This is a genomic window from Microcoleus sp. B3-A4 (assembly GCF_036705385.1).
Taxonomy (GTDB): Bacteria; Cyanobacteriota; Cyanobacteriia; order Cyanobacteriales; family Microcoleaceae; genus Microcoleus.
In genome coordinates, this window is record NZ_JAUBUI010000064.1 from 14,318 (window position 1) to 35,345 (window position 21,028).

The following is a 21,028-nucleotide window of genomic DNA, read 5'->3' on the forward strand; positions in this document are numbered from 1 at the left end:
TTTATTATACTCTCAATAGACTCCGATCTGGTAGACTTAAATGTATGAAAGCAACTGTTGAGCAACTGGCAGAAATTGGGATATTTGCCAGCTTAAACCGAACAGAATTAGAGCGATTGCAAGAACATACAGCAATTCGGAGTTACCGACAGGGAGAAGTTGTGATGTATGAGGGCGATCGCATCCCCGAAAAATTATACACTCTTTTGAGCGGTTCTCTGCGGGTTGCAAAAACAGCGGCTGCGGGCAAAGAAACAATTCTCCGCACTTTATTTCAGGGAGATATTTTTGCCGCACCTGCTTTGCTAGGCAACGGCATTGCCCCCGCCACGGTGACTGCAGAAACTGATGTGGAAGTTCTTACCACAGAACGGGAATTTTTGCTAGCAGCAATTCGGGAAAATCCTGAGATTGCCTTGCGAATATTGGCGGTGTTTAATCAGCGGTTGCAGCAACTGCACGAGACTGTGCACGGTTTGGTGTCGGAAAGGGCGATCGTGCGGCTAGCCCGATTTATTCATTACTTTGCCGTCGAGCAAGGTACGAAGATTGCAGATAATAGTGTATGTTTAGAAAAACGTTTTCCCTATTATCAAATTGCTCGCAGCATTGGAATTACCTACGAAGAATGCGTGCGGTTATTTAAGAAACTAAAACCGTTTGTCTCCTACAGTCGAGGCGGTAAAATTAATGTATTGGATTGGGAAAAATTAGAGGCTCTCGCCTCGGGAGAAGAAATAGACTAAATGTTAAAGTCCCAATTTTTGTAGGGGGGTTTCACAAACAATATTTGACTGCAACTCACTATCTATATAAACCCGCCCCCCACAACCTGTGAATCGGGGCGGGTTTATTATATTATTGATGTTAGGCAATTAGGGTTTGTAAAACCAGCCCCTACAGCAATATTGGGGAAATTAATTAGCCTCAGAGAGTGTCAAAATAAACGCCAAATTTTCTTCAGCTTTCAAAGCGTGGAGTGCGCGAGCGGGCAGAAAAACAAACACCCCCGGTTCCAAGACAATATCTTTGCCTTCTAGAGTCAAAATCCCCTTTCCTTCGATGACATTAACTGTGGCATTGCGCGGCGAAGAGTGTTCGGAAACCTCGCTACCAGCAGCCAGACAAAGTAAATTGTACTGACAATTATTGTCTTTGATTAAAACTTTGCTCGACACTCCGGTGGCGGGATATTCAATTGCGTCTCGGAGTTGGATAGCTGAAGATTGTAGCGGTAAAAGAGTAGTAGTCATAGTTTTTGACAATTAATTAATTTGGTCACAAGCCCCGAATTTATCAGTGGCTTCACTTTCTTCAATCGAAAATCGAAAATCGATTGACTGGGTTAAGATTGTTTTTTGGCAGAGATAAGGATGTAGCCTAGATCTTGTTGATAATGCTGGAAAACTCGACGCATTGCTAAGATACGATCGCGAATTTGCGATCGACTTAATATATTCCACAAAATCCGCACAGTACCCACAAACCCTTCATCTTGCAGCATTCGCGGTAAGTTGAGGAGCCCCATCGCCCCGGTTTGACACTTTTCTACTTGCAAACCCGCGTTTTGGCAAACAGCAATCCAGCCAGACTCAGACAAAGGCGTTGAATTGACGCGAATCACTTCTGATAAAGCTTTGTGAATTTCTGCTTCTCGGTTTCGGGCTAAAAGTTCGTGAGAGAGAAACTTGCCGCCTGGTTTTAAACGATCGCAAATTCCCGATACAATTTTAGCTTTCCCGGACGGCGACTGCATTGTCAGGATAGCTTCAGCCAACACCCAATCAAACTGTTGGGAAATCCGATCCAAGTGAAAAATATCTCCTTCCACAATTTCCACTCGATCGCTCAAACCCGCTGCTGCAACATTAGCACGAGCGCGGGCTACACTCTCGGGATTTTTCTCAACTCCCACTACTTTTACGCCAAAACGTTCAGCAAGGGCGATCGAACTATATCCAAAACTAGCAGCCAACTCCAAAACAGTCTCCCCAGGCTGAAAATCCGCCCATTCAAATAACTGTTCCGTAGCAAGTTTCCCCCCCGGCCTCAGCATTTTCTTGCCAGCCGCCGCGAGCACTTCATGTCCGGGTGCAGTCTTAAAATTGAGAGCAGTATTGGTCATTAAATTGACCTCCTATTTAACCTTACTCTCAGTTTGCCAACTTCTTCCAAATCTTTCTATGATCTAGCTCATATTCAAATTATTGTAGGGTGCGTCAGCCTCCTCAATTTTTACAGTTTGAGATTTGAGATTTTAAATTTACTCTACAATTTTTACAGTTTGAGATTTGAGATTTACTCCAAAGATATATCTGGGAGGTTGAATAAGAGTCTAAAATTTGGGCTACTCACGACAAGAGTCGGAGGCTTGTATCCGTATGCAGGGGCGAGCAAAAGAATCAAAATCCCTGCCAGCAAGTTTTCGAGGATGTCGAGGAACCCGAAAGGAATTGCCGCGCCACTAATACCCAGCAGTTGCATCAAATCCGCTGCTTTGAATGACGGGGTGGCGATGAATGACGCGATCGGCAATAATTGATTTATAATCAATATATCTACTTCACCCCAATAATACCGAATCATGCTCGCAGAAGCAAACGCGACACTTTTGCCTAGTCTAATTACTGTTTCAGCATTAATTCTCTACTTCGTTGTTACCATCAACGTCGGTAGAGCTAGATTCAAACACAAAGTTTCTCCCCCGCAGATGACAGGAAACCCAGACTTTGAGCGAGTGGTGCGAGTTCAGCAAAATACCTTAGAGCAAATGATTCTATTTTTGCCCTCGCTGTGGTTGTTCTCGCAATTTATCAGCCCAATTTTGGGGGCCGGTATCGGCGCAGTTTGGATAGTTGGACGCATTTTGTTTGCTTGGGGTTACTATCAAGCTGCCGAAAAAAGAGCGGCAGGATTTGGCATTAGTACCTTAGCTACTTTAGCTTTGCTTGGTGGTTCCTTAACAGGCATAATTATGTCGCTGCTGAAGGTTTGAGCCTAGCTTCGGATAGACATAATTGTTTGTTTTTCTACTTGTTTCCCGGCTCTCCCTAGAAACGCATATCTGGAGGATCAACCTCCAATTTTCCTGCTGAAAAAACGAGGCTGAGCCTCTGGACAGAGGTTCCCAGGCAGAGAGAACCCCGCAACCAGTTAAATGTAATAAATGTTAGGAGTCAATATGTCAGAAACCAACAAGCCCGTATTTGAAATTAAGCCGAAACTTTTTCAGCAGCTTGTCGAGTGGCAAGAAAAACTTGAACGAGAAGATGAATTAGCAAGCGAGTCAGAAAACGAAAAACCAATTGAGGTAAAAAATCCTCCCGACAGTGATGAACAGCATTCTCAAACAGATAATTTCTAGCTGGTGGCTAGCTGCATCTTTTGCATTTCCGGCTGCTGTCTCGGCTCAATCGCTGACACCTAGCCAAATTCAGCAAGTCAATAGGGGTTTGTTTCGTTCTAACTCTCAAGATTTCTTTCAGCAAGGCTATCGCCAACTGGAAAGAGAAATCGCAATTTTGTTGCAAAGAAATGTCATTTCCGAAGGCAAGATTCTGGAGATTGATGAAAAATTGCTCTCTCAGCTTTGCAACCAAGAATTTAAAATATCCTCGCGCAATTTTGACACACTAAATGCTGCTAATATTGCTGATTTTAAGGCAAAATTAACCAATATTTGTAAGTCAAATTAAAATAAAAGTGAGGTAAAAATCTAAGTTTTAGTGTAGATGGATAAAGAAGAAATGACCAAATTGAAACTAGCCCTGCTGGAAGCGGAAACTGCCGCTCAATTGGCTGCGATCATTATTGATTACACTCATGAGGAAATGATGCTAGTTTTTCAGGCGCTAGAATGGGAACAACAGGATAGGATTAAGACTGTTTGGAAGACTGTTAGTTAAAGTAGATTGGCGGAAATCAGAGGTTTTAATTTTTAACCGCAGATGTAAGCCGATAGACGCAGATGAACGCAGATTTAATTTTGTTACTGTTCGCTGTGTAGAACAATCTGAATATGTACACAGCGAACAATGACATATCTAAACTAGCGATTCGATGCATAATTGGCGGAAATGATCGCCCCGTTGCTCGAAGTTTTGGTATTGATCGAAGCTAGCACAGGCTGGGGAAAGCAGCACTACTTTAGCATGATTTTGTTGGGCTAATTCTGCAGATCGCGGGATTGCTCGTTCCATTGTTTCGACTATTTCCCAAGCGTTGTAATTTGCTTGTGCGAGCCGCGAGGCAAAAAGGCTCGCCGCATCCCCAATTAGCAGCACCGCAGCAGCTTTCGCCTTGATTGTCTCAATCCAAGCGCGATCGTCCCCTTCTTTGGCGTCGCCGCCCGCAATTAAAATCGCCGGTGCGCTCACAGAAGCCAACCCGACTTGGGCTGCGTCATAATTAGTAGCTTTGCTGTCGTTGATGAAATCTATGCCTTCCCAAGTGCAGATGTGTTCGAGGCGGTGCGAAACTCCGGGGAATTTAGCGATCGCCCGGGCGATCGCACTTTTATCTATCCCCGCCAAATTAGCCGCAGCCACCGCCATTAACAAATTCTGCAAATTGTGTTCGCCCACCATCCGCAAAGAATCAGCAGGCAGAATTTTCTCGCTTTGAGCTATTACCCAACCGTTTTCGATGTAAGCTCCAAAAGTGCGATCGCCCAACAGTTCTTTTTCACCTTTGACACTCGTCCAACACGCATCCGGCCAAATGTCAACTCCTTGTTGGCGCAAACAAGGATCGTCGCCATTGATTACTTGCAATTCCGACTTTTTCAGCAAATGCGCTTTAATGTTGTAGTAATTTTCTAAAGTTTTGTGGCGGCTGAGGTGATCCGGCGTCAAAGTCGTCAAAACTCCGATTCGCGGCGCTACAAACGGCGAGGATTCTATCTGGTAGCTGCTGATTTCTGCAATTACCCAATCCGGTTGTTTTTCGGCTAAAGCTAATTCGCACGCAGCATAGCCAATATTGCCGCAAGCGGGAGCGTAAAGCCCGGCCTCTGCAAAAATAGCAGCAATTAAAGCAGTAGTAGTAGTTTTGCCGTTAGTGCCGGTAATTCCCACCCAAGGAGATTTGAGGTAACGCCACGCGAGAGCCATTTCTCCGATTGTTTCAATGCCTAACTCTCTGGCGCGCACTAATGCTGGACTGTCCCAGGGAACGCCCGGACTTACTACTATTAATTCTATAGATTCGGCTGGTTCAAAAGATTTACCTAACTCCACATGAATTCCTTCGTTAGCGAATTCCTGTTGCTGTTCGAGCAAATTGGGGGAAGATGAGCGATCGCTCAGCGTTACTTCCCATCCTTCGCGTTTTAGCAGTCTTGCGGCGGCAATTCCTGATTTTCCTAGTCCAATGATATGAGCTATCGGCATAAGCTGTGTGTGTGATGGAGCGAACTTCCCTGGTTTTATAAGTTTATATCTTAACCTTGAATTGGTTGTTGACTATTGGCCATTTAGCTTATTTTTTAAGAGAGCGATCGAACTCTGCTGAGACTCGCGCGGTATCGCAAAAATTATAATAGATTTACTCGTTTTATTGGTAAGCTTTAATGTTATTTTGATCGAGAGTTTTAAGAAGTAAGTTTCTCAAGTTGGTTTGCCTACAGGCCCGCCCGTTGCCTCCCAAGGCCCGCCAGGGGTTGAAAACCCCTGTCTAACAGCTAAAGTCAGTTAAAACTGACTGAAAAGTATGGTATGTCAGGGTTTTAGTCCTCTTAAGAGGACTTTCGCTTTGAGACGGGCGTTTCAACCCCCGGCGGACTGAAAAGTATGTTATGTCAGGGTTTCAGTCCTCTTAAGAGGACTTTCGCTTTGAGACGGGCGTTTCAACCCCCGGCGGACTGAAGCGGAGGTTTTCAATCCCAGGCGGACTCAAATCTTGTCAATTTTAACTTTTGACGATCGCCCCAAAGTCAGCCAACACCCGGGCGTGATTCCGCAGCAAACCCAGTAAATTCAGCCGATTCTGCTTAATTTCGGGGTCGGGGTCCATCACCAACACGCTTTCTGGCCCGTCGAAAAAGTTGCTGACAGTCGGAGCAATTTCAGTCAAACTATCTACTAACTGCTGGTAATTCCGAGTTTGTTTGGATAGCAGCGTTTGCGGCACTAACTGCACCACTGCATCGTAAAAAGCTTGTTCAGACGACTTTTGAAATAAATCTGGTTTCACCGCCGTTTTCGGTTCCAATTCTACTTTATCCAAATCGCCTTGAGCCGCCAAACGAGTTGAACGGTTGACTGTTTCGTAAATTAGATCCAAAGTCTGGTTATTGCGGATTTGTTGTAAGAAAAGCGCTCTTTCCCGTGCGTCCAACAAATCTCTCAATGCTCGTTCAGTATATTCTGGGTCGTTTTCGCCCAAAACGGCATTTACCAAATCGTAATCTACATTTTTTTCTTCTTGCAACAAAGTCCGAATTCTTTGCAAGAAAAACTCGTATAACTGATCCAGCAACTCCGTCGGTGTTTCCGGGCGCGCTGCGGTAAATTCGGCAACAACTTCTGCGAGCAACTGGTGCAAATTGATTGGCAACTGAGCCGCCCAAATAATGTTAATTATTGCATTAGCGGCGCGGCGCAAAGCGAAGGGGTCGGATGAACCAGTCGGCAACATTCCCAAGCCGAAGATGCTGACTAAAGTATCTAATTTGTCGGCTATTCCGACAACTTGACCAGTCTGAGTTTGCGGCAAAATGTCGCCCGCACCTTTGGGCAAATAATGTTCAAAAATTGCTGTGGCTACTTCTTCCGATTCGCCACTTGCTAAGGCGTATTTCTGCCCCATGATTCCTTGCATTTCGGGAAGTTCGTAAACCATTTGGGTTACGAGGTCGGCTTTACAAAGTAAGGCTGCTCTTGCTATATAAGCTTGTTCTTCGCCTGTTATTTGCAGTTGAGTGGCGGTGAGGCTGGCAATTTTGCACAGGCGATCGACTTTTGCGCGTACTGTCCCCAAATCTTCTTGGAAAGTAACTGTTGCCAACTTGGGCAAATAATCCTCTAGAGGCTTTACCAAGTCTGCTTTGTAGAAAAACTGACCGTCTGCCAATCTTGCCCGCACTACTCGCTCGTTACCTGCGGCAATAATCGCCGCTTTAGCCGGGTCGCCGTTGGAAATTGTAATGAAATAGGGCAGAAGTTCAGGATAATCAGGGCTTTTGAGAATAGGAAAATACCGCTGGTTTGTGACAATAATTGTAGTAATTACTTCCGGCGGCAATATCAAAAATTCGTCGTCAAATTTCCCGACAACTGCGTTCGGCCATTCTACTAAGTCGGTGACTTCTTCTAACAAATCTTCGGTAATGTCGGCGTAACCGCCTTGTTTTGTTGCTGCGGCTTCTACTTGTGCTTTAATTTGATTTTTGCGCTGGGATCGATCGACCTCCACGCAAGCAGCCCGCAGACACTCGACATAATCCTCGGCTTGGGGAATCGAGACTCCCCCCGTCTCCCCCTTCTGGGGTGTAGGGGGGGTGTATAACACCCGGTGTCCTTGGGAAATTCGATCGCTCTTGACCGTATCCGAACCGCTCACCAATGTAATTGGCAGTACAGTATCATCTAACAAAGCCACCATCCATCGAATCGGGCGCGGAAACTTCAAATCTCCGTCGGCCCACCGCATGAATCTTTTGCCTTCTAACTTATTAATCCACTGCGGCACGAGTTCTGCCAAAATATCCGCTGTCATCCGCCCCGGAATCTTTTTTAGCACAAAAACAAAATCGCCTTTATCGGTAGCGCGAACTTCCAAAGCCTCAATTTCTACGCCCTGCTTTTTCGCAAAACCTTCGGCTGCTTTCGTCGGTTTGCCATCTTTAAAAGCCGAACTTGCGGGCGGCCCTTTTACCTCTTCTTCTCTATCTAATTGCTGAACTGGCAGTCCTTTCACGAGAACGGCCAAACGCCTCGGAGTAGCGTATACATTAATAGAGTCATTTGTCAAGGATTCTTCGGCCAGCGTTGCAGGTACAAGTCGCTGCCACTGCTGGGCGCTGCCTGAGACAAAAGATGCGGGCAATTCTTCTGTACCGAGTTCTAATAAAAAGTTAGGCATATCGCACCGTAATGGAATTTTGTTTAGGGTAATTTAAGGTAATTTATCCGATCGCGCGTTGGCGAAGCCCTCGAAGAGGATCGTATATCTGAAAAATACTCAAAAATCCAGGATACCACGTAAAATCGGGGGTGAAAGACAATATTCTCGGCAGCCCATGACCTTGGCGGAAAGACTAGGACAAGATTGGAAGTCTCGACTCGAACAAGATTGCCCGCAGGAGAGTTCTAGCACTCGCGAGAGTGTTGTCCGCTGGCTGTTGGGAGACAAGCCCGAAAGATTTGACACTCTTAGCCCAACTCAATTGTCTGTCGCCTCTGGGGCGATCGACTTTTTATATCGAATTTTGCTTTCTCGCTATCTGGGAGTACCGCCAGAAAAAGCTTACCGCAACTTGATCGGGCGGCTCGGCGGCTTGGTTGTGCTCCGGCAAAAAATCCAAGCGTGGGTTTCCCTGAGTCGCGACAGACAGCGGAGTGCGGTGGAGGTACTGCAAGAAGTGATCCAGGAAATGCTCAATTCCGATCGCTACCTGCAGCAGCAAGTCGCCTGGATTGCCGAATGCACCTCAGACAGACGCCTGCGAAATGCTTTGCTGCTAGCGAGCACAGAAGAATACTGCTTGCGGCCGATCCGCAACCAGCCGCTGCTGGTGTACCGTTTTGTCAACTACCTGCGGCGTGCCCAGCGGGGCGGGTTGACGCAAGTGCCTGCGGGAGACTGGGTGCGGCTGGTGTCGGAACAGGTTCTACCCGACGATACAGACGAACCGCTCAGCCTGCTAGACGAACAGGCAATGTCCGAGTATCGAGAAAATCAAGCTTGGGAAGAGCAGCAAACTCAGCGGCAGATTGTCCAACAAGAATTTGAGAATTATTTAGCCGCTGAAGTCGATCCGCTGGCTTCCCGGTGGCTGCGGCTTTACCTGCAAGGCCGTTCCCAAGAGGCAATTGCCGAGGAGTTGAAGGTTCCGATCAAGCAAATTTACCGCTTGCGAGAAAAAGTTAGTTACCACGCGATTCGGGTTTTTGCGGTCAAACAAGCACCGGAATTAGTCGCCAACTGGCTGGAAACTTCGCTCCAAGAACACAGTTTGGGCTTGACTCCCGCTCAGTGGCAGCAATATTTACAAGACCTCACACCGGTGCAGCGGCACTTGCTAGAATCGTTGAAAGCAGGGAAAAGTGTAGAGACGATCGCCTCTGAATTAAAGTTGAAAACCAATCAAGTCATCGGCGAGTGGAGCAAACTCTATTTAGCAGCTCAATCCCTCCGCAACGAGTAGATTGGTAATGGGTGGCGGGCAATTGCTAATTGTTAATTGGCGGTAGAATTTTTCAGAATCCGCGCTACAAATCAATTCCCCAACAGCCGCAGAGTGCTGCGAGTTTCCCCGTGGAAAACCGCGCGATGCCCCTTGTATCAAATCAGGTTAGATCGATCGGAATGTTGTAGCGCTGCCGTGACGATCGCGTTCCGAGACGATCGCAGTCAGCTCTCTGAGTTAAGATACTAGCAGCACGATCGACTTTTGAGGATTTTTTAACCAATCCTAAATTCAGCGGTTGCCCGTAAATCATCCGTTGTGGTGCATCTCTAATACTTGTGCATTAAAGACATAATTCTATTGTTGCCAGCCACGGGCATCAATCTCGGGCGATCGGTGATAGTGGGTCTAGACTGCGCTAGTCATCATCTAGTTCTCAATCTTTTGGTAGAATTTGAGGCTGCAATACAGAAGGGAGAAAATTCTGGGACTAAAGATTTTTCTTTAATAAAAGCTTCCGGTTGTTAAGCCAATTCCTCCGTCAGGGAAGTTGCAGCGTTTAATTTTATCGCATCAGGTTGGTGCGTCGCGCTCGATCGCGCTTCCAACTACAAAGCAGCTAATGGTACATACATCTTCAACAGACTCGGCAGCTACAATGGACTCCGATCGAATATTTCACCTAATCGACACAGTTGTCCCCTTTGAAGCTTGCCTTTACTATCAAGTTTTGCCTTTATCTCTAGAAGGTAATCAGTTTAAATTGGGCGTAGTCGATGCCCAAGATGACTCCGCCTTGGACTACGTGCAGCGGATTTTAGCTTACATGAATTGCTCAGTCACAACAGAGCAAATTGCCTCGGAAACTCAGCGCTCGATGCTCTCAGCTTACTTGCTGCACGGGAGCCAGCTTCGAGAACCCAGCCAGACAACCGCCGAAGCAGCCCCAACACCCAAAAATCCCGCATCAGCAACTCCAGGCCCCAATGCAGAAACGCTGCTGTCTGTGCCAGAACCCTCGATGCCCGCTCCTGAGCCGTTTAAACCTGCTGGCGCTGAGGTTCCCCCGACACCGACACAGCTATCGGTTTTGAATGTCGAGGCCTTGCACTTGTCAAGCCAAGTGGAAGTTTTGGCAACTTTGCCCGCGCCCCAACTGCTGCAAGAATTGCTCGGTAGAGTGCTGCGAGAGGGTATCGGCCGCCTGTTTTTTGAGCGGCACCAGTCCCAAGGTCGCATTCTTTGGAGTCAAGATGGCGTTTTGAAATCGATGCTCGAAGGTATCGATATCGTCCTTTTCCAAGAGGTTATCGACGAGTTGAAGCGGCTGACAGATATGCCTGTTTCCCCGGTGGAACATCCCAAACAAGTCGAAGTTGAGCGGGTATATCAAAACACTCATTTGCTGTTGCGCTTGCGGATAATGACGGTGGGCGGCAAGGAAGAAGCCACCCTGCAAGTTTTGCGGGGGGCAGCTTTGAGGTTTTACCAGCAGCAGCAGTTGTCTACTTTGAGTCGGGACGCACTGCGGCTGGCCGAAGAATTGCAGCGGAAAGTGAATCAAATTCGCGATCGAACTCGGCTTTCTCCTGGGCATTTAGAGGGGTTGCCCGCTTTGGAACAGGTGATTAGAAATGTTGACGACCAAATTGAAGCTTTGCTGCACGGACACAATCCCGATCAGCCTTAATCAGCCATAGATGACTGTTTTGAATTTTTTTTAACTCATATCATGTCCGGTCAAATAATAATAATTATGTTTGTAGTGAGGACTAAAGTCCAAGCGAGTTTTATGATAACTCAAGTCTTCACTACAAACCACTTTGATGGCAGTTCGGCGAGGTGACAGAATATTATACCAGTTCCCAAAAAGAATGCAATTGTAGGCCCGTGTTCTAAACCCTGGTAGTCATCAGTCATTCCCAATCTAAAATTTAAAATCTAAAATGGTATTAGCCGTGCTCGAAAACATCCTTGTACTGCAATAAATCCAAACTCACAAAAACGGGCAAACACTGAAAACATTGCTGTGCAATTTCCCAGCGTTCTTCTCGCTGCAACATAGCAGTCAACTTTTGTTTAGCGCTCAGCAAATAGCGGACATCGTTAGCAGCGTAGCTGAGTTGGTCGTCTGAAAGATGCTGGGAATTTCCCCAGTCAGAACTTTGAGAAGTTTTGTTGAGTTCTACGTTTTCCAATTCTTGGATTAAATCTTTAAGTCCGTGTTTGTTGGTGTAAGTTCTCGCAAGTTTGCTCGCTATTTTTGTGCAGAAAACAGGTGCAATGTCAATACTTAAATTGTAACGCATGGTTGCCAGATCGAAGCGCGCAAAGTGAAATACCTTCTCAATATTTTCGGCTTCCATTAACTTCTTTAAATTCGGTGCTGCTGTCTGGTCTTTGGCAATCCGCACCACTGCAACTTTACCTTGCGGATCGCACAACTGAACCAAACACAAGCGATCGCGCCACGGTAGCAAGCCCATTGTTTCCGTATCAACCGCGATCGCCGGCGCAGTCAAATAATAAGATAAGAGAGAATCGGGAATATCACCATCGCACACTTGAAAATCTGCAAATTCCATTATGGGTAACTGTTGACTGTTGACTGTTCACTGTTCACTGTTGACTGCCTTCTTCCCTCTTTCTTCTTCCTTCTTCCTTCAAATTACCAACTGCGAACAAAAAGCTGAGTAAAATAATACTCGCCTTTGGCATTTTTTGCAACCCCAATACCAGTCACATTAAACTGACCTTCCATATTTTTGCGGTGGCCGTCACTTTTAATCCAACCCTCAACAGCTTTGCGTACCGGGTCGCTGTAGCCCAAATTATAAGCAAGATTTTCAGCTACACTTTTATAAGGAATCGTAATTGCTTCCGCCCGCCCTTCAAATCCATCGTGGCTGAAACTGACTTTACCGTTAGCCATATTTTCGCTGTGAATTCTTGCTATCTGACTGATTCGCGGATCGATACTCAACGGCGGTAACTTTTTAGATGCTCGGTATTGATTTATCTGTTGGTTAACCGCTTTTTCTAAGTTAGTAATAGAGCTCGAAGCAACATTAGTATTCATGGAAGTTTGCGGCTGCGCTCGCGAAATAATGAACGTGCCACACTTTGGCAGCATGATGGTCAACAATCCCACGCACGTCAAAATTAAACCTTTGGACATAAAATCAAACGAAAAATAAACTTAATTCTTACCATTAGTGTCAACTTAATGCCAAAAGTAGTATGAGTATACCGTCTGACGATGAGCCTCTCCATCCCCCTAAATCTCCCTTAAGAGCGCTTCCAGTCCCCCCCTTATTAAGGGGGACTTGGGGGGATCTAGACTTCGATACAAACGAGAGAGACAAAGGATTTTAGTCTTAAGTTGACACCAATTAATTGTTACTAATTCCTACAGAGCGATCGCCCACAATTCCGCCCAACTAGATATTCAGAACCTTCGCTACAGTGTTCACGTCTTTGTCGCCGCGTCCCGAACAGTTAAGCACAATGCGCGGATTGCCTGTTAGCTGGGGGCACAGAGTCTCTAAATAGGCGATCGCATGAGAAGTTTCCAAAGCCGGAATAATCCCCTCCAACTGCGAAAGTCGCTGAAATGCTTCCAGCGCTTCTGCATCAGTTACGCTATAATATTCAGCTCTGCCGGCATCCTTCAAATAACTGTGTTCCGGCCCCACACCCGGATAATCCAAACCCGCACTAATCGAATGCGGCTCGATTACTTGACCTTCATTATCTTGCAGCAAATAACTCATCGCCCCGTGCAGAACTCCCACACTTCCCTTAGTCAAAGTAGCAGCGTGTTTATCAGTTTCCACACCTTCACCGGCCGCTTCAATACCGATCAATCTGACAGTTTCTTCCCCGACAAACTCATGGAAAAGACCCATTGCATTAGAACCGCCGCCGACGCAAGCTAATAAAATATCGGGCAAACCGCCCCACTTTTCCTGACACTGAGCCCGGGTTTCTTGACCGATTATCGCATGGAAATCGCGTACCATCATCGGGTAAGGATGCGGGCCCGCTACGGAACCGAGAATGTAATGAGTTGTTTCGACATTTGTCACCCAGTCGCGAATCGCTTCCGAAGTCGCATCTTTCAGCGTTCCCGTACCCGCAGCCACCGGCCGCACTTCTGCTCCCATCAAGCGCATTCTAAAGACATTTAAAGCCTGTCTTTCCATGTCGTGAACGCCCATGTAGACAACGCATTCTATACCGAAACGAGCGCAAACTGTGGCAGTAGCAACGCCGTGTTGACCGGCACCAGTTTCAGCAATTACGCGCTTTTTGCCCATACGTTTTGCGAGCAATGCTTGAGCTAAAGCGTTGTTAATTTTGTGAGCTCCGGTGTGGTTTAAATCTTCGCGTTTGAGGTAAATTTGCGGGCCAGTTCCGTCTGCTTTAGCATAATGCTCGGTGAGGCGTTCGGCAAAATACAAAGGGCTGGGGCGGCCGACATAATCCTTGAGCAATTGTTGGAGTTGCTGTTGAAATTCCGGTTCGCTGCTGTATTTGTGGAAAGCGGCTTCTAGCTCGAACAAAGCCGGCATCAGGGTTTCGGGGACGTATTTGCCGCCGAATTGGCCGAATCGGCCTAGGGAGTCGGGGCGTTGGGCGCTGGTTTCGGTGGTGAGATGCAGGGGGGTGACTGTCATTTGATTTTAGATTTTAGATTTTAGATTTTTTAGATTCACGGGTAAGCTAGAGGCTTGGTGTCGATCGTAGCAAATCGGTTGTGGACTGGAGCCGATCGAACAAATTTCATTATAATTCCTTGAACGCTTGACGGGCTAATACAATAAGTAGAAGATAGAGCGCATTCCGAGCGATCGCAACCATACCCCAATCCGCTAAAACTAGAAATACCAGTAAAAAAGTTCAAGCATCTTAACCTATGGCAGCATCCAAACGCAAAGATTCTGACAGCAAAACAACCGAAGGGAAACGAATAGTTTACTCTGAATTTGGCAACGTTGACAACTCGGCAGCCCTCCAACGGGGAGTGGCAGAAGTTCCCCCCAATCAACAAAACCTCAAAATCGAAGCATCCCGAAAAGGACGCGGCGGCAAAACAGTTACAGTCATCAGCGGCTTTCAGGAAAAACCCGAAACATTAGCAACTTTAGCCAAGCAGCTAAAAGCCCAATGCGGTACTGGCGGCACAGTCAAAGATAATGAAATCGAAATTCAAGGCGAACACAAGCAAAAGCTGCTAGAAATTATTACAAAGTTAGGCTACAAAGCTAAAATTAGTGGAGGGTAAATTAGTCAATAGTCATCAGTGTATGGGCGGGACGAGTTTATGATATACTTAGTTTAAAACATAGATGGTTGGTAAAACCCGCCCCTACATCGCGCCAATTATACGATCGCGAATCAACCAGAAATGATATTACCAATTACCGCCAATTTTTAATGTACACTCGACCTTTAGCTCGTTTAATCGAACAATTGCAGCGCTTGCCAGGAGTCGGTCCAAAAACAGCCCAGCGGCTCGCTTTACATATTTTGAAGCGACCGGAAGAAGAAGTGCAAGCCCTAGCTAAATCTTTGATTGATGCCAAACAGCAAGTAGGTTTCTGTCAAGTATGCTTTCACTTATCTGCTGACCCTGTTTGCGAAATTTGCCGCAATACAAACCGCGACAGTCATACCCTTTGTGTAGTATCAGAATCCCGCGACGTAATCGCTTTAGAAAAAACGCGGGAATATATGGGTAAATATCACGTTGTTGGCGGCGTTATATCGCCTATGGATGGAATTGGTCCGGAACAATTGAACATTCAACCATTAGTCCGGCGGGTCAGTCAGCAAAAGATTAAGGAAGTAATTATTGCTATTAGTCCCAGCGTGGAAGGCGAAACTACTACTCTTTATATCGGTCACTTATTAAAACCTTTTACCCTAGTGACGCGCATAGCTTTTGGTTTGCCGATGGGGGGAGATTTGGAATATGCCGATGAGGTTACATTGGCTCGCGCTTTGGAAGGAAGGAGAGAGTTGGATTAGTTAAAAACGGGTGATGGCTGATTTAAAAGTAAGAGAAACGAAGTGCTTCGAGGTGCGTTAGCGAAGTGGCACGTTAGCGCTATTGTCACGAAGGAAGAGAAGATAGGAGGAAGAGTTCAGAATTGATGCCACGAGTCCTATATCCCAAGCTTCTGTGATTGCTTCGCTGAGGCTCGCAATCACAAATTTGTAATATATGAAACCCGCGTCGGCGGGTTTTGTCTGTGTAGCGACAGGTTTCCATCTGTCGGGTATTTGGTATTTGGTGTTGGGTTTCATTGTTCCCTGTCGTCACTGCCGCGAAAGGGTAAACTGGACAAAGTTACCGAGAGTAAAAAATCATGACCCAATTCGATCGACCTTTCACCTACCCCACAACCCGCAAAATCGACCAAACAGACGACTACCACGGCGTCAAAGTATCCGACCCCTACAGGTGGCTGGAAAATCCCGACTCTGAGGAAACCCAAGCTTGGGTGGAAGCCCAAAACGCAGTCACTTTTGGCTACCTCAACGAAATTCCGGCGCGGGAAAAAATCAAACAGCGCCTGACTCAACTTTGGGATTACGAGAAATACGGCATACCTTTCAAAGAAGGATCTCGCTATTTCTACTACAAGAATGACGGCCTGCAAAATCAATCCGTACTCTACACTTTAACATCCCTCGACGGCGAACCCAAAGTATTAATTGACCCCAACACTCTCTCAGAAGACGGAACTGTTGCTTTGGGTGGGATAGCTATCAGCGAAGACGGCAAATACATGGCTTACGGTTTGTCAACTTCCGGTTCCGACTGGCAAGAATGGAAAGTCCGAGATGTGGCAACGGGCGAAGATCTATCAGACCATTTAAAGTGGATTAAATTCTCAGGAGCATCCTGGACTCACGACGGCAAAGGCTTTTTTTACAGTCGCTACGACGAACCCAACGAAAAAAGCAAGCACGAAGATGTTAACTATTACCAAAAACTGTTTTACCACCAAATCGGCACGCCCCAATCTGAAGATGTATTAATTTACGAGCGACCCGACCAAAAAGAGTGGGGATTTAGTGGCGGCGTCACCGAAGATGGCCAATACTTGATTATCTCAGTTTGGCAAGGAACTGAAACCAAAAACTTGATTTTCTACAAGGATTTAACTGCACCGGAATCAACCGTTGTAGAACTGATTAGCGAATTCGAGGCTGAGTACAGTTTTATCGACAATGAGGGCTCTATTTTCTGGTTTCAAACCGACTTGAATGCACCGTTGGGCCGCGTAATTGCGATCGACACCAACAACCCACCTCCCTCATCCCTCGCTTGTGACGAAACCCCTCCGTCGCCCAGGGAGGGGGGGTTTACAGAAATTATCCCCGAAGCAGCAGAAACTCTCGAAGGCATAGGTCTCCTGAACAATCAATTTGTCGCTTCCTACTTGAAAGACGCCTACACCCAGATTAAAATTTTCAACTTAGACGGCTCTTTCGTGCGAGAAGTTGCCTTGCCCGGAATCGGTTCAGCCGGAGGATTCGGGGGCAAGCGGCACGACACCGAAACTTTTTACGCTTACACCAGTTTTACTACACCAAACACTATTTACCGCTACAATATGGTGACAGGTGAAAGTACAATTTATCGGCAGCCAAAAGTCGATTTTAATCCAGACGATTACGAGACAAAACAAGTATTTTACCCGAGCAAAGACGGTACGCAAGTACCCATGTTTATTACCCACAAGAAAGGCTTGCAGTTGGATGGCAATAACCCCACCTACCTTTACGGCTACGGTGGTTTTGGCATCTCGCTAACTCCGAGTTTTTCTGTTAGCAATGTCGTGTGGCTGGAGATGGGTGGAGTTTATGCGATCGCCTGTTTGCGGGGAGGCGGCGAGTACGGCGAATCCTGGCACCAAGCAGGCACAAAGTTGAATAAGCAGAACGTGTTTGATGACTTTATCAGCGCCGCTGAATGGTTGATAGAAAACAAGTACACCAAACCTGCAAAATTGGCGATCGCAGGCGGTAGCAACGGCGGTTTATTAGTAGGGGCTTGCATGACTCAGCGGCCGGAATTGTTCGGTGCAGCACTGCCGGCAGTCGGCGTCATGGATATGTTGCGCTTTCACAAGTTTACCATTGGTTGGGCTTGGACTTCTGAATACGGTTCGCCGGAAAATCCCGAAGAATTTTCCACAATTCACGGCTATTCTCCGTTGCACAACCTCCAACCGGGAACGGCTTATCCGGCGACTATGATTACAACTGCCGATCACGACGATCGAGTAGTTCCGGCCCACAGTTTCAAGTTTGCTTCTGCCTTGCAAGAAACCCACGCGGGAGAAAAACCCGTGTTAATTCGCATTGAAACTAAAGCGGGACACGGTGCAGGCAAACCCACTGCGAAAATCATTGAAGAATTGGCAGATGAATGGGCTTTTTTAGTGCGGGAACTGGATATTAACTAAGGTTTAAAAAGTGCGGAATTGGGGGTGCCTGAGTCCGAGAAAGTGCGATCGCGCCACCCTCAATTTTTCCGCCTCTCCCCTAGGGTACGCACGCACCACACAGCACCTCACCGTAGTATTTGAAAGAATTTTTCGGGCAAATCTCGCGTTCCATTCTCAAATCCTGCGATCGCTTCACTGCCTTTGGCTGCAGACACCCGAAAATTTAAATCATACATTAGTGCAACTTGTCAACTCCTAGGTGGTGTTAACTTGCCTTACGCTATGTTAATTTTTGTATGTTTTATTGGTCGTTATGAGATTTTGTTGATATCGTTTCACGATAAGTAAAATTGGTAGCGATGTCAATGGCCAACAGTAGTAAATCGAATCGAAACTTAAAAATTTTCCTATTCTCGGAAACCAATTTTTTTAGTTGACTTTAAGTTGGCTTACGGTGAAGATTCAACAAAAAATCCTACCTACAACCGTACTGAGAACCCTCGCGTTACCGGAATCATTGCCTTTTTTTCAGCAAGGCGTCAATAATTGGCGATCGCAATCTCCAAGTTCTGGCATAGCCCCTTCTCAAACAAAAAGACTTAACTAGCGCAGTCAAAGCCCGAAAACGCTTGCCTAGGAGTGGGGGTGATTTTTCGCCCTAGCTACGCGCGATCGCCCGCTGCAGTCCCCATCCCATTCTTTCCTAAAATCTCAACCAAAAAAATACGTAAGTAATAAAATTTTTTAGCAAAAAATTTTATTAAAATTTTATATTTTGGTGTTTATGGAATTTTCTAAAAGTGGGTAGGCTAAAACAAATAACTAAATCAGGGAATAATGAAAATGCTCTCCAATCTGCCGAATTTTACAGCCGTAAAAATACCTAAATCTACGAATATTGCCACTAAGAACAACTTTTTTTTAAAAAAAGCAAGCTCTACAGCAGAACCGGACACGAAAAAATCTCTAGTGATTGTTGACTCCCGAGTAGAAAACTACCATCAATTGATCGGTGGTATTAAAGCAGGAACGGAAGTATTTGTACTCAATCCTACTAGGGAGGCGATCGAGCAAATCACCGAAATTCTGGGTCAGCGCAGCAGCATCACCAGCCTGCACATAGTTTCTCACGGCAGAGAAGCAGCAGTAGAAATCGGCTCAACAGAACTTAATATTGATAATCTAGAAACCTACAGCAACCAATTGCAGCAGTGGGGAAAAGCCCTTAACGAATCCGGCAGCATTCTGCTTTACGGGTGTAACATAGCGGCAGGCGAATCCGGCATTAAATTCATACAAAAACTCAGTGAAATAACAGGAGCAAATATTGCCGCTTCCAATAACCTAACAGGGAGTGCAGCATTAGGTGGCGACTGGGAATTAGAAATTACTACAGCACAAATAAATACCGAAATAGCCTTTGAAAAAGAAGTCCTAGAAGGCTACACATCAGTTCTGGCTACATTAGCGGCTGAAGAATTTAAAAATTCAACAGTAATCGGGCCTTGGATATATGGAATTTTTGGCGCATCCGCTCCACCAGGCTTAACGGCAGGTAGTACACAAAACCTCAGCGGCGTTATTCCCGCTTTAGGGACTGGCGATCCACCCGGAAGCGGTACTTTGAGATTAACATCAAATAACTTTGACGAAGCAGCTTTTGTTATCTACAACAACCCCATCTCCGCCACTGAGGGTCTGAGAGTTACCTTTGATTTCTTTGCCTATAACAGAGGTACTGTCGTCGATCAGCAGAATAACCTCTTTGGTGCGGATGGCATTAGTTTTTTCCTCATTGACGGAACAGCTACGCCAACACAAGCGGGAGGCTTTGGCGGCTCTCTCGGCTATGCTCAGAATAATAGGGGTGGAATCGTACCGGGTATTGTAGGAGGTTATTTAGGTGTCGGATTAGACGAGTTTGGCAATTATTCTGCTAGTCAAACAGGAGTGGGAGGGCGTGTAAATACAAATCCGGCTGCGCCGGGAGGGCCGCTACCTGATGCAGTAGGACTTAGAGGCAGCGAAAGCACATCTTATAATTTTTTAACTAGCAGAGTCGTTCCCGGTGGCATAGATAATCAAGGTACAAGCATTCGCGCTGAGGCTAAAAGAACCGTTCAAGTTACATTATTTCCCGCGAATTCACAAACATTTCCTAACCGTCTGACTGTTGCCTTCGACTTGGACGATAGTGGCACATTTGATGCGGGCGAAACACTGCTCGACATACCAAATTTGGCAACCGTAAACGGAGCAGTGCCACCTACTTTTAAATTTGGCTTTGCTGCTTCGACAGGGGGAAACACAAACATTCACGAAGTTAACAATGTCATCGTCGAAAGTATAAATCCACCTACACTCGTAGCCGACGTTTCTATTGTTAAAAAAGGCCCGATCTATGCCATACCCAATAGCACCATTACCTATACGATTACCTCCACAAATAACGGGCCAAACAGCGCCGAAAGCGTCCTCATTCAAGATCCGCTCCCAGAGGGCTTAAGTTTTGTCGGCGCCTCCGACCTCGCCACATACAACACCGTAACGAGGATGATCATCTGGCCGACGATTCCGACTCTGGCTAACGGTGCTAGCGTCACCCGCACCATCACCGCCACAGTTCCCGCAACCGTCGGCGCTGCCTTAACCAACACTGCCTATAGCACCTCCAGCACTTTCGACCCAAATCTAGCTAACAACAATAGTTCCCAACCCATCTCTCAAGTCTCAACTACAATTGTTGCTGCTCTTGCCGACCTAGTTACCACCAAAACCGGGGATACGGCAGCAGCACCGGGTGAAATAGTTACTTACACAATTTCCACAGTCAACAACGGCCCCAGCACAGCCGAAAACATCACCATTACCGACACCATCGTTCCCGGTTTAACAGGAGTCAACGGCGGTGTCTACGATTCTGTGACAGGCATTGTCACCTTCGCGCCCGTTCCCAGCTTAGCCAGCGGTGTCAGCGTCAACAACACAGTCAGCTTCATCGCACCTGCATCAGGCAGCGTCAGCAACACCGCCAGAAGTACCTCACCCACGGCTGACCCCACTCCCGCCAACAACGAATCTACAGTCACCACAACTCTGACACCTAGTGCCGACCTAGTTACCACCAAAACCGGGACTACGGCAGCAGCACCGGGTGAAATAGTTACTTACACAATTTCCACAGTCAACAACGGCCCCAGCACAGCCGAAAACA

Annotated in this window: 21 protein-coding genes; 12 read left to right on the forward strand and 9 right to left on the reverse strand. The window is 46.5% G+C overall.

The annotated features are described in order from the left end of the window. Positions 1-44: 44 nt before the first annotated feature. Positions 45-746: a Crp/Fnr family transcriptional regulator gene (locus tag QUB33_RS21590; protein ID WP_333354000.1), complete on the forward strand. Its 702-nt coding sequence runs from the start codon at positions 45-47 to the stop codon at positions 744-746. A gap of 171 nt (positions 747-917) precedes the next feature. Here the strand turns inward: QUB33_RS21590 and QUB33_RS21595 are convergent, their stop codons facing one another. The 3 genes from QUB33_RS21595 to QUB33_RS21605 form a co-directional block, all read right to left on the reverse strand. After that, positions 918-1,253, reverse strand: a complete 336-nt coding sequence (locus tag QUB33_RS21595; RefSeq protein WP_333354003.1) for a cupin domain-containing protein — start codon at positions 1,251-1,253, stop codon at positions 918-920. Positions 1,254-1,345: 92 nt separating this feature from the next. Next, complete coding sequence (locus QUB33_RS21600) at positions 1,346-2,125, reverse strand: class I SAM-dependent methyltransferase (RefSeq protein ID WP_333354006.1); 780 nt, start codon at positions 2,123-2,125, stop codon at positions 1,346-1,348. Between the two features lie 173 nt (positions 2,126-2,298). After that, positions 2,299-2,586, reverse strand: coding sequence for a hypothetical protein (locus tag QUB33_RS21605; protein ID WP_333354009.1), 288 nt, complete (start codon positions 2,584-2,586; stop codon positions 2,299-2,301). Between QUB33_RS21605 and QUB33_RS21610 the strand changes: the two genes are divergently transcribed. From QUB33_RS21610 to QUB33_RS21625, 4 genes are all read left to right on the forward strand, one after another. Further along, entirely contained in the window at positions 2,585-2,995 is a 411-nt protein-coding gene (locus QUB33_RS21610; protein ID WP_333354013.1) for an MAPEG family protein, read from the forward strand. The genes QUB33_RS21605 and QUB33_RS21610 overlap by 2 nt on opposite strands. 186 nt (positions 2,996-3,181) lie before the next feature. Further along, positions 3,182-3,364 carry a hypothetical protein gene (locus tag QUB33_RS21615; protein WP_333354016.1) on the forward strand — a complete coding sequence of 61 codons (183 nt, stop codon included), beginning with the start codon at positions 3,182-3,184 and terminating at the stop codon, positions 3,362-3,364. Then, complete coding sequence (locus tag QUB33_RS21620; protein WP_333354059.1) at positions 3,333-3,695, forward strand: hypothetical protein; 363 nt, start codon at positions 3,333-3,335, stop codon at positions 3,693-3,695. Before QUB33_RS21615 ends, QUB33_RS21620 begins: the two co-directional genes overlap by 32 nt. A 51-nt stretch (positions 3,696-3,746) precedes the next feature. Further along, positions 3,747-3,905, forward strand: a complete 159-nt coding sequence (locus tag QUB33_RS21625; RefSeq protein ID WP_333354018.1) for a hypothetical protein — start codon at positions 3,747-3,749, stop codon at positions 3,903-3,905. 138 nt (positions 3,906-4,043) lie between these two features. Here QUB33_RS21625 and murD read toward each other — a convergent pair whose 3' ends face one another. Together murD and glyS are read right to left on the reverse strand one after the other, a co-directional pair. Continuing rightward, positions 4,044-5,390: a UDP-N-acetylmuramoyl-L-alanine--D-glutamate ligase gene (murD, locus tag QUB33_RS21630; protein WP_333354021.1), complete on the reverse strand. Its 1,347-nt coding sequence runs from the start codon at positions 5,388-5,390 to the stop codon at positions 4,044-4,046. A gap of 517 nt (positions 5,391-5,907) precedes the next feature. Further along, entirely contained in the window at positions 5,908-8,082 is a 2,175-nt protein-coding gene (gene glyS, locus QUB33_RS21635) for a glycine--tRNA ligase subunit beta (protein WP_333354025.1), read from the reverse strand. Positions 8,083-8,239: 157 nt separating this feature from the next. Here glyS and QUB33_RS21640 point away from each other — a divergent pair, with 157 nt between their 5' ends. Then, positions 8,240-9,367 carry a HetZ-related protein 2 gene (locus QUB33_RS21640; RefSeq protein ID WP_333354028.1) on the forward strand — a complete coding sequence of 376 codons (1,128 nt, stop codon included), beginning with the start codon at positions 8,240-8,242 and terminating at the stop codon, positions 9,365-9,367. Positions 9,368-9,509: 142 nt separating this feature from the next. Here QUB33_RS21640 and QUB33_RS21645 read toward each other — a convergent pair whose 3' ends face one another. Further along, on the reverse strand, positions 9,510-9,662 hold the full coding sequence (locus QUB33_RS21645; RefSeq protein ID WP_333354032.1) for a hypothetical protein: 153 nt from the start codon (positions 9,660-9,662) through the stop codon (positions 9,510-9,512). A 309-nt stretch (positions 9,663-9,971) separates the two neighbouring features. Here QUB33_RS21645 and QUB33_RS21650 point away from each other — a divergent pair, with 309 nt between their 5' ends. Then, positions 9,972-11,039: a GspE/PulE/PilB domain-containing protein gene (locus tag QUB33_RS21650; RefSeq protein WP_333354034.1), complete on the forward strand. Its 1,068-nt coding sequence runs from the start codon at positions 9,972-9,974 to the stop codon at positions 11,037-11,039. A gap of 262 nt (positions 11,040-11,301) precedes the next feature. On the opposite strand, the gene QUB33_RS21655 is transcribed toward QUB33_RS21650, so the two are convergent. The 3 genes from QUB33_RS21655 to trpB form a co-directional block, all read right to left on the reverse strand. After that, entirely contained in the window at positions 11,302-11,934 is a 633-nt protein-coding gene (locus QUB33_RS21655; RefSeq protein ID WP_333354037.1) for a ribonuclease H-like domain-containing protein, read from the reverse strand. An 83-nt stretch (positions 11,935-12,017) separates the two neighbouring features. After that, on the reverse strand, positions 12,018-12,527 hold the full coding sequence (locus tag QUB33_RS21660) for a CAP domain-containing protein (protein ID WP_333354040.1): 510 nt from the start codon (positions 12,525-12,527) through the stop codon (positions 12,018-12,020). A gap of 262 nt (positions 12,528-12,789) precedes the next feature. Next, positions 12,790-14,028, reverse strand: coding sequence for a tryptophan synthase subunit beta (gene trpB / locus QUB33_RS21665; protein WP_333354043.1), 1,239 nt, complete (start codon positions 14,026-14,028; stop codon positions 12,790-12,792). A 239-nt stretch (positions 14,029-14,267) separates the two neighbouring features. Here trpB and QUB33_RS21670 point away from each other — a divergent pair, with 239 nt between their 5' ends. The 5 genes from QUB33_RS21670 to QUB33_RS21690 all read left to right on the forward strand — a co-directional run. Further along, complete coding sequence (locus QUB33_RS21670) at positions 14,268-14,636, forward strand: translation initiation factor (protein WP_190737631.1); 369 nt, start codon at positions 14,268-14,270, stop codon at positions 14,634-14,636. A gap of 152 nt (positions 14,637-14,788) precedes the next feature. Beyond that, on the forward strand, positions 14,789-15,382 hold the full coding sequence (gene recR / locus QUB33_RS21675) for a recombination mediator RecR (protein WP_006634457.1): 594 nt from the start codon (positions 14,789-14,791) through the stop codon (positions 15,380-15,382). 341 nt (positions 15,383-15,723) lie between these two features. After that, a complete protein-coding gene (locus QUB33_RS21680) occupies positions 15,724-17,832 on the forward strand; it encodes a prolyl oligopeptidase family serine peptidase (RefSeq protein ID WP_333354046.1) in 2,109 nt (702 codons plus the stop codon). A gap of 10 nt (positions 17,833-17,842) precedes the next feature. Next, positions 17,843-18,073, forward strand: a complete 231-nt coding sequence (locus tag QUB33_RS21685; RefSeq protein ID WP_333354050.1) for a hypothetical protein — start codon at positions 17,843-17,845, stop codon at positions 18,071-18,073. 584 nt (positions 18,074-18,657) lie between these two features. Beyond that, on the forward strand, positions 18,658-21,028 hold a 2,371-nt coding region (locus QUB33_RS21690; RefSeq protein WP_333354053.1), incomplete at its 3' end, for a DUF4347 domain-containing protein.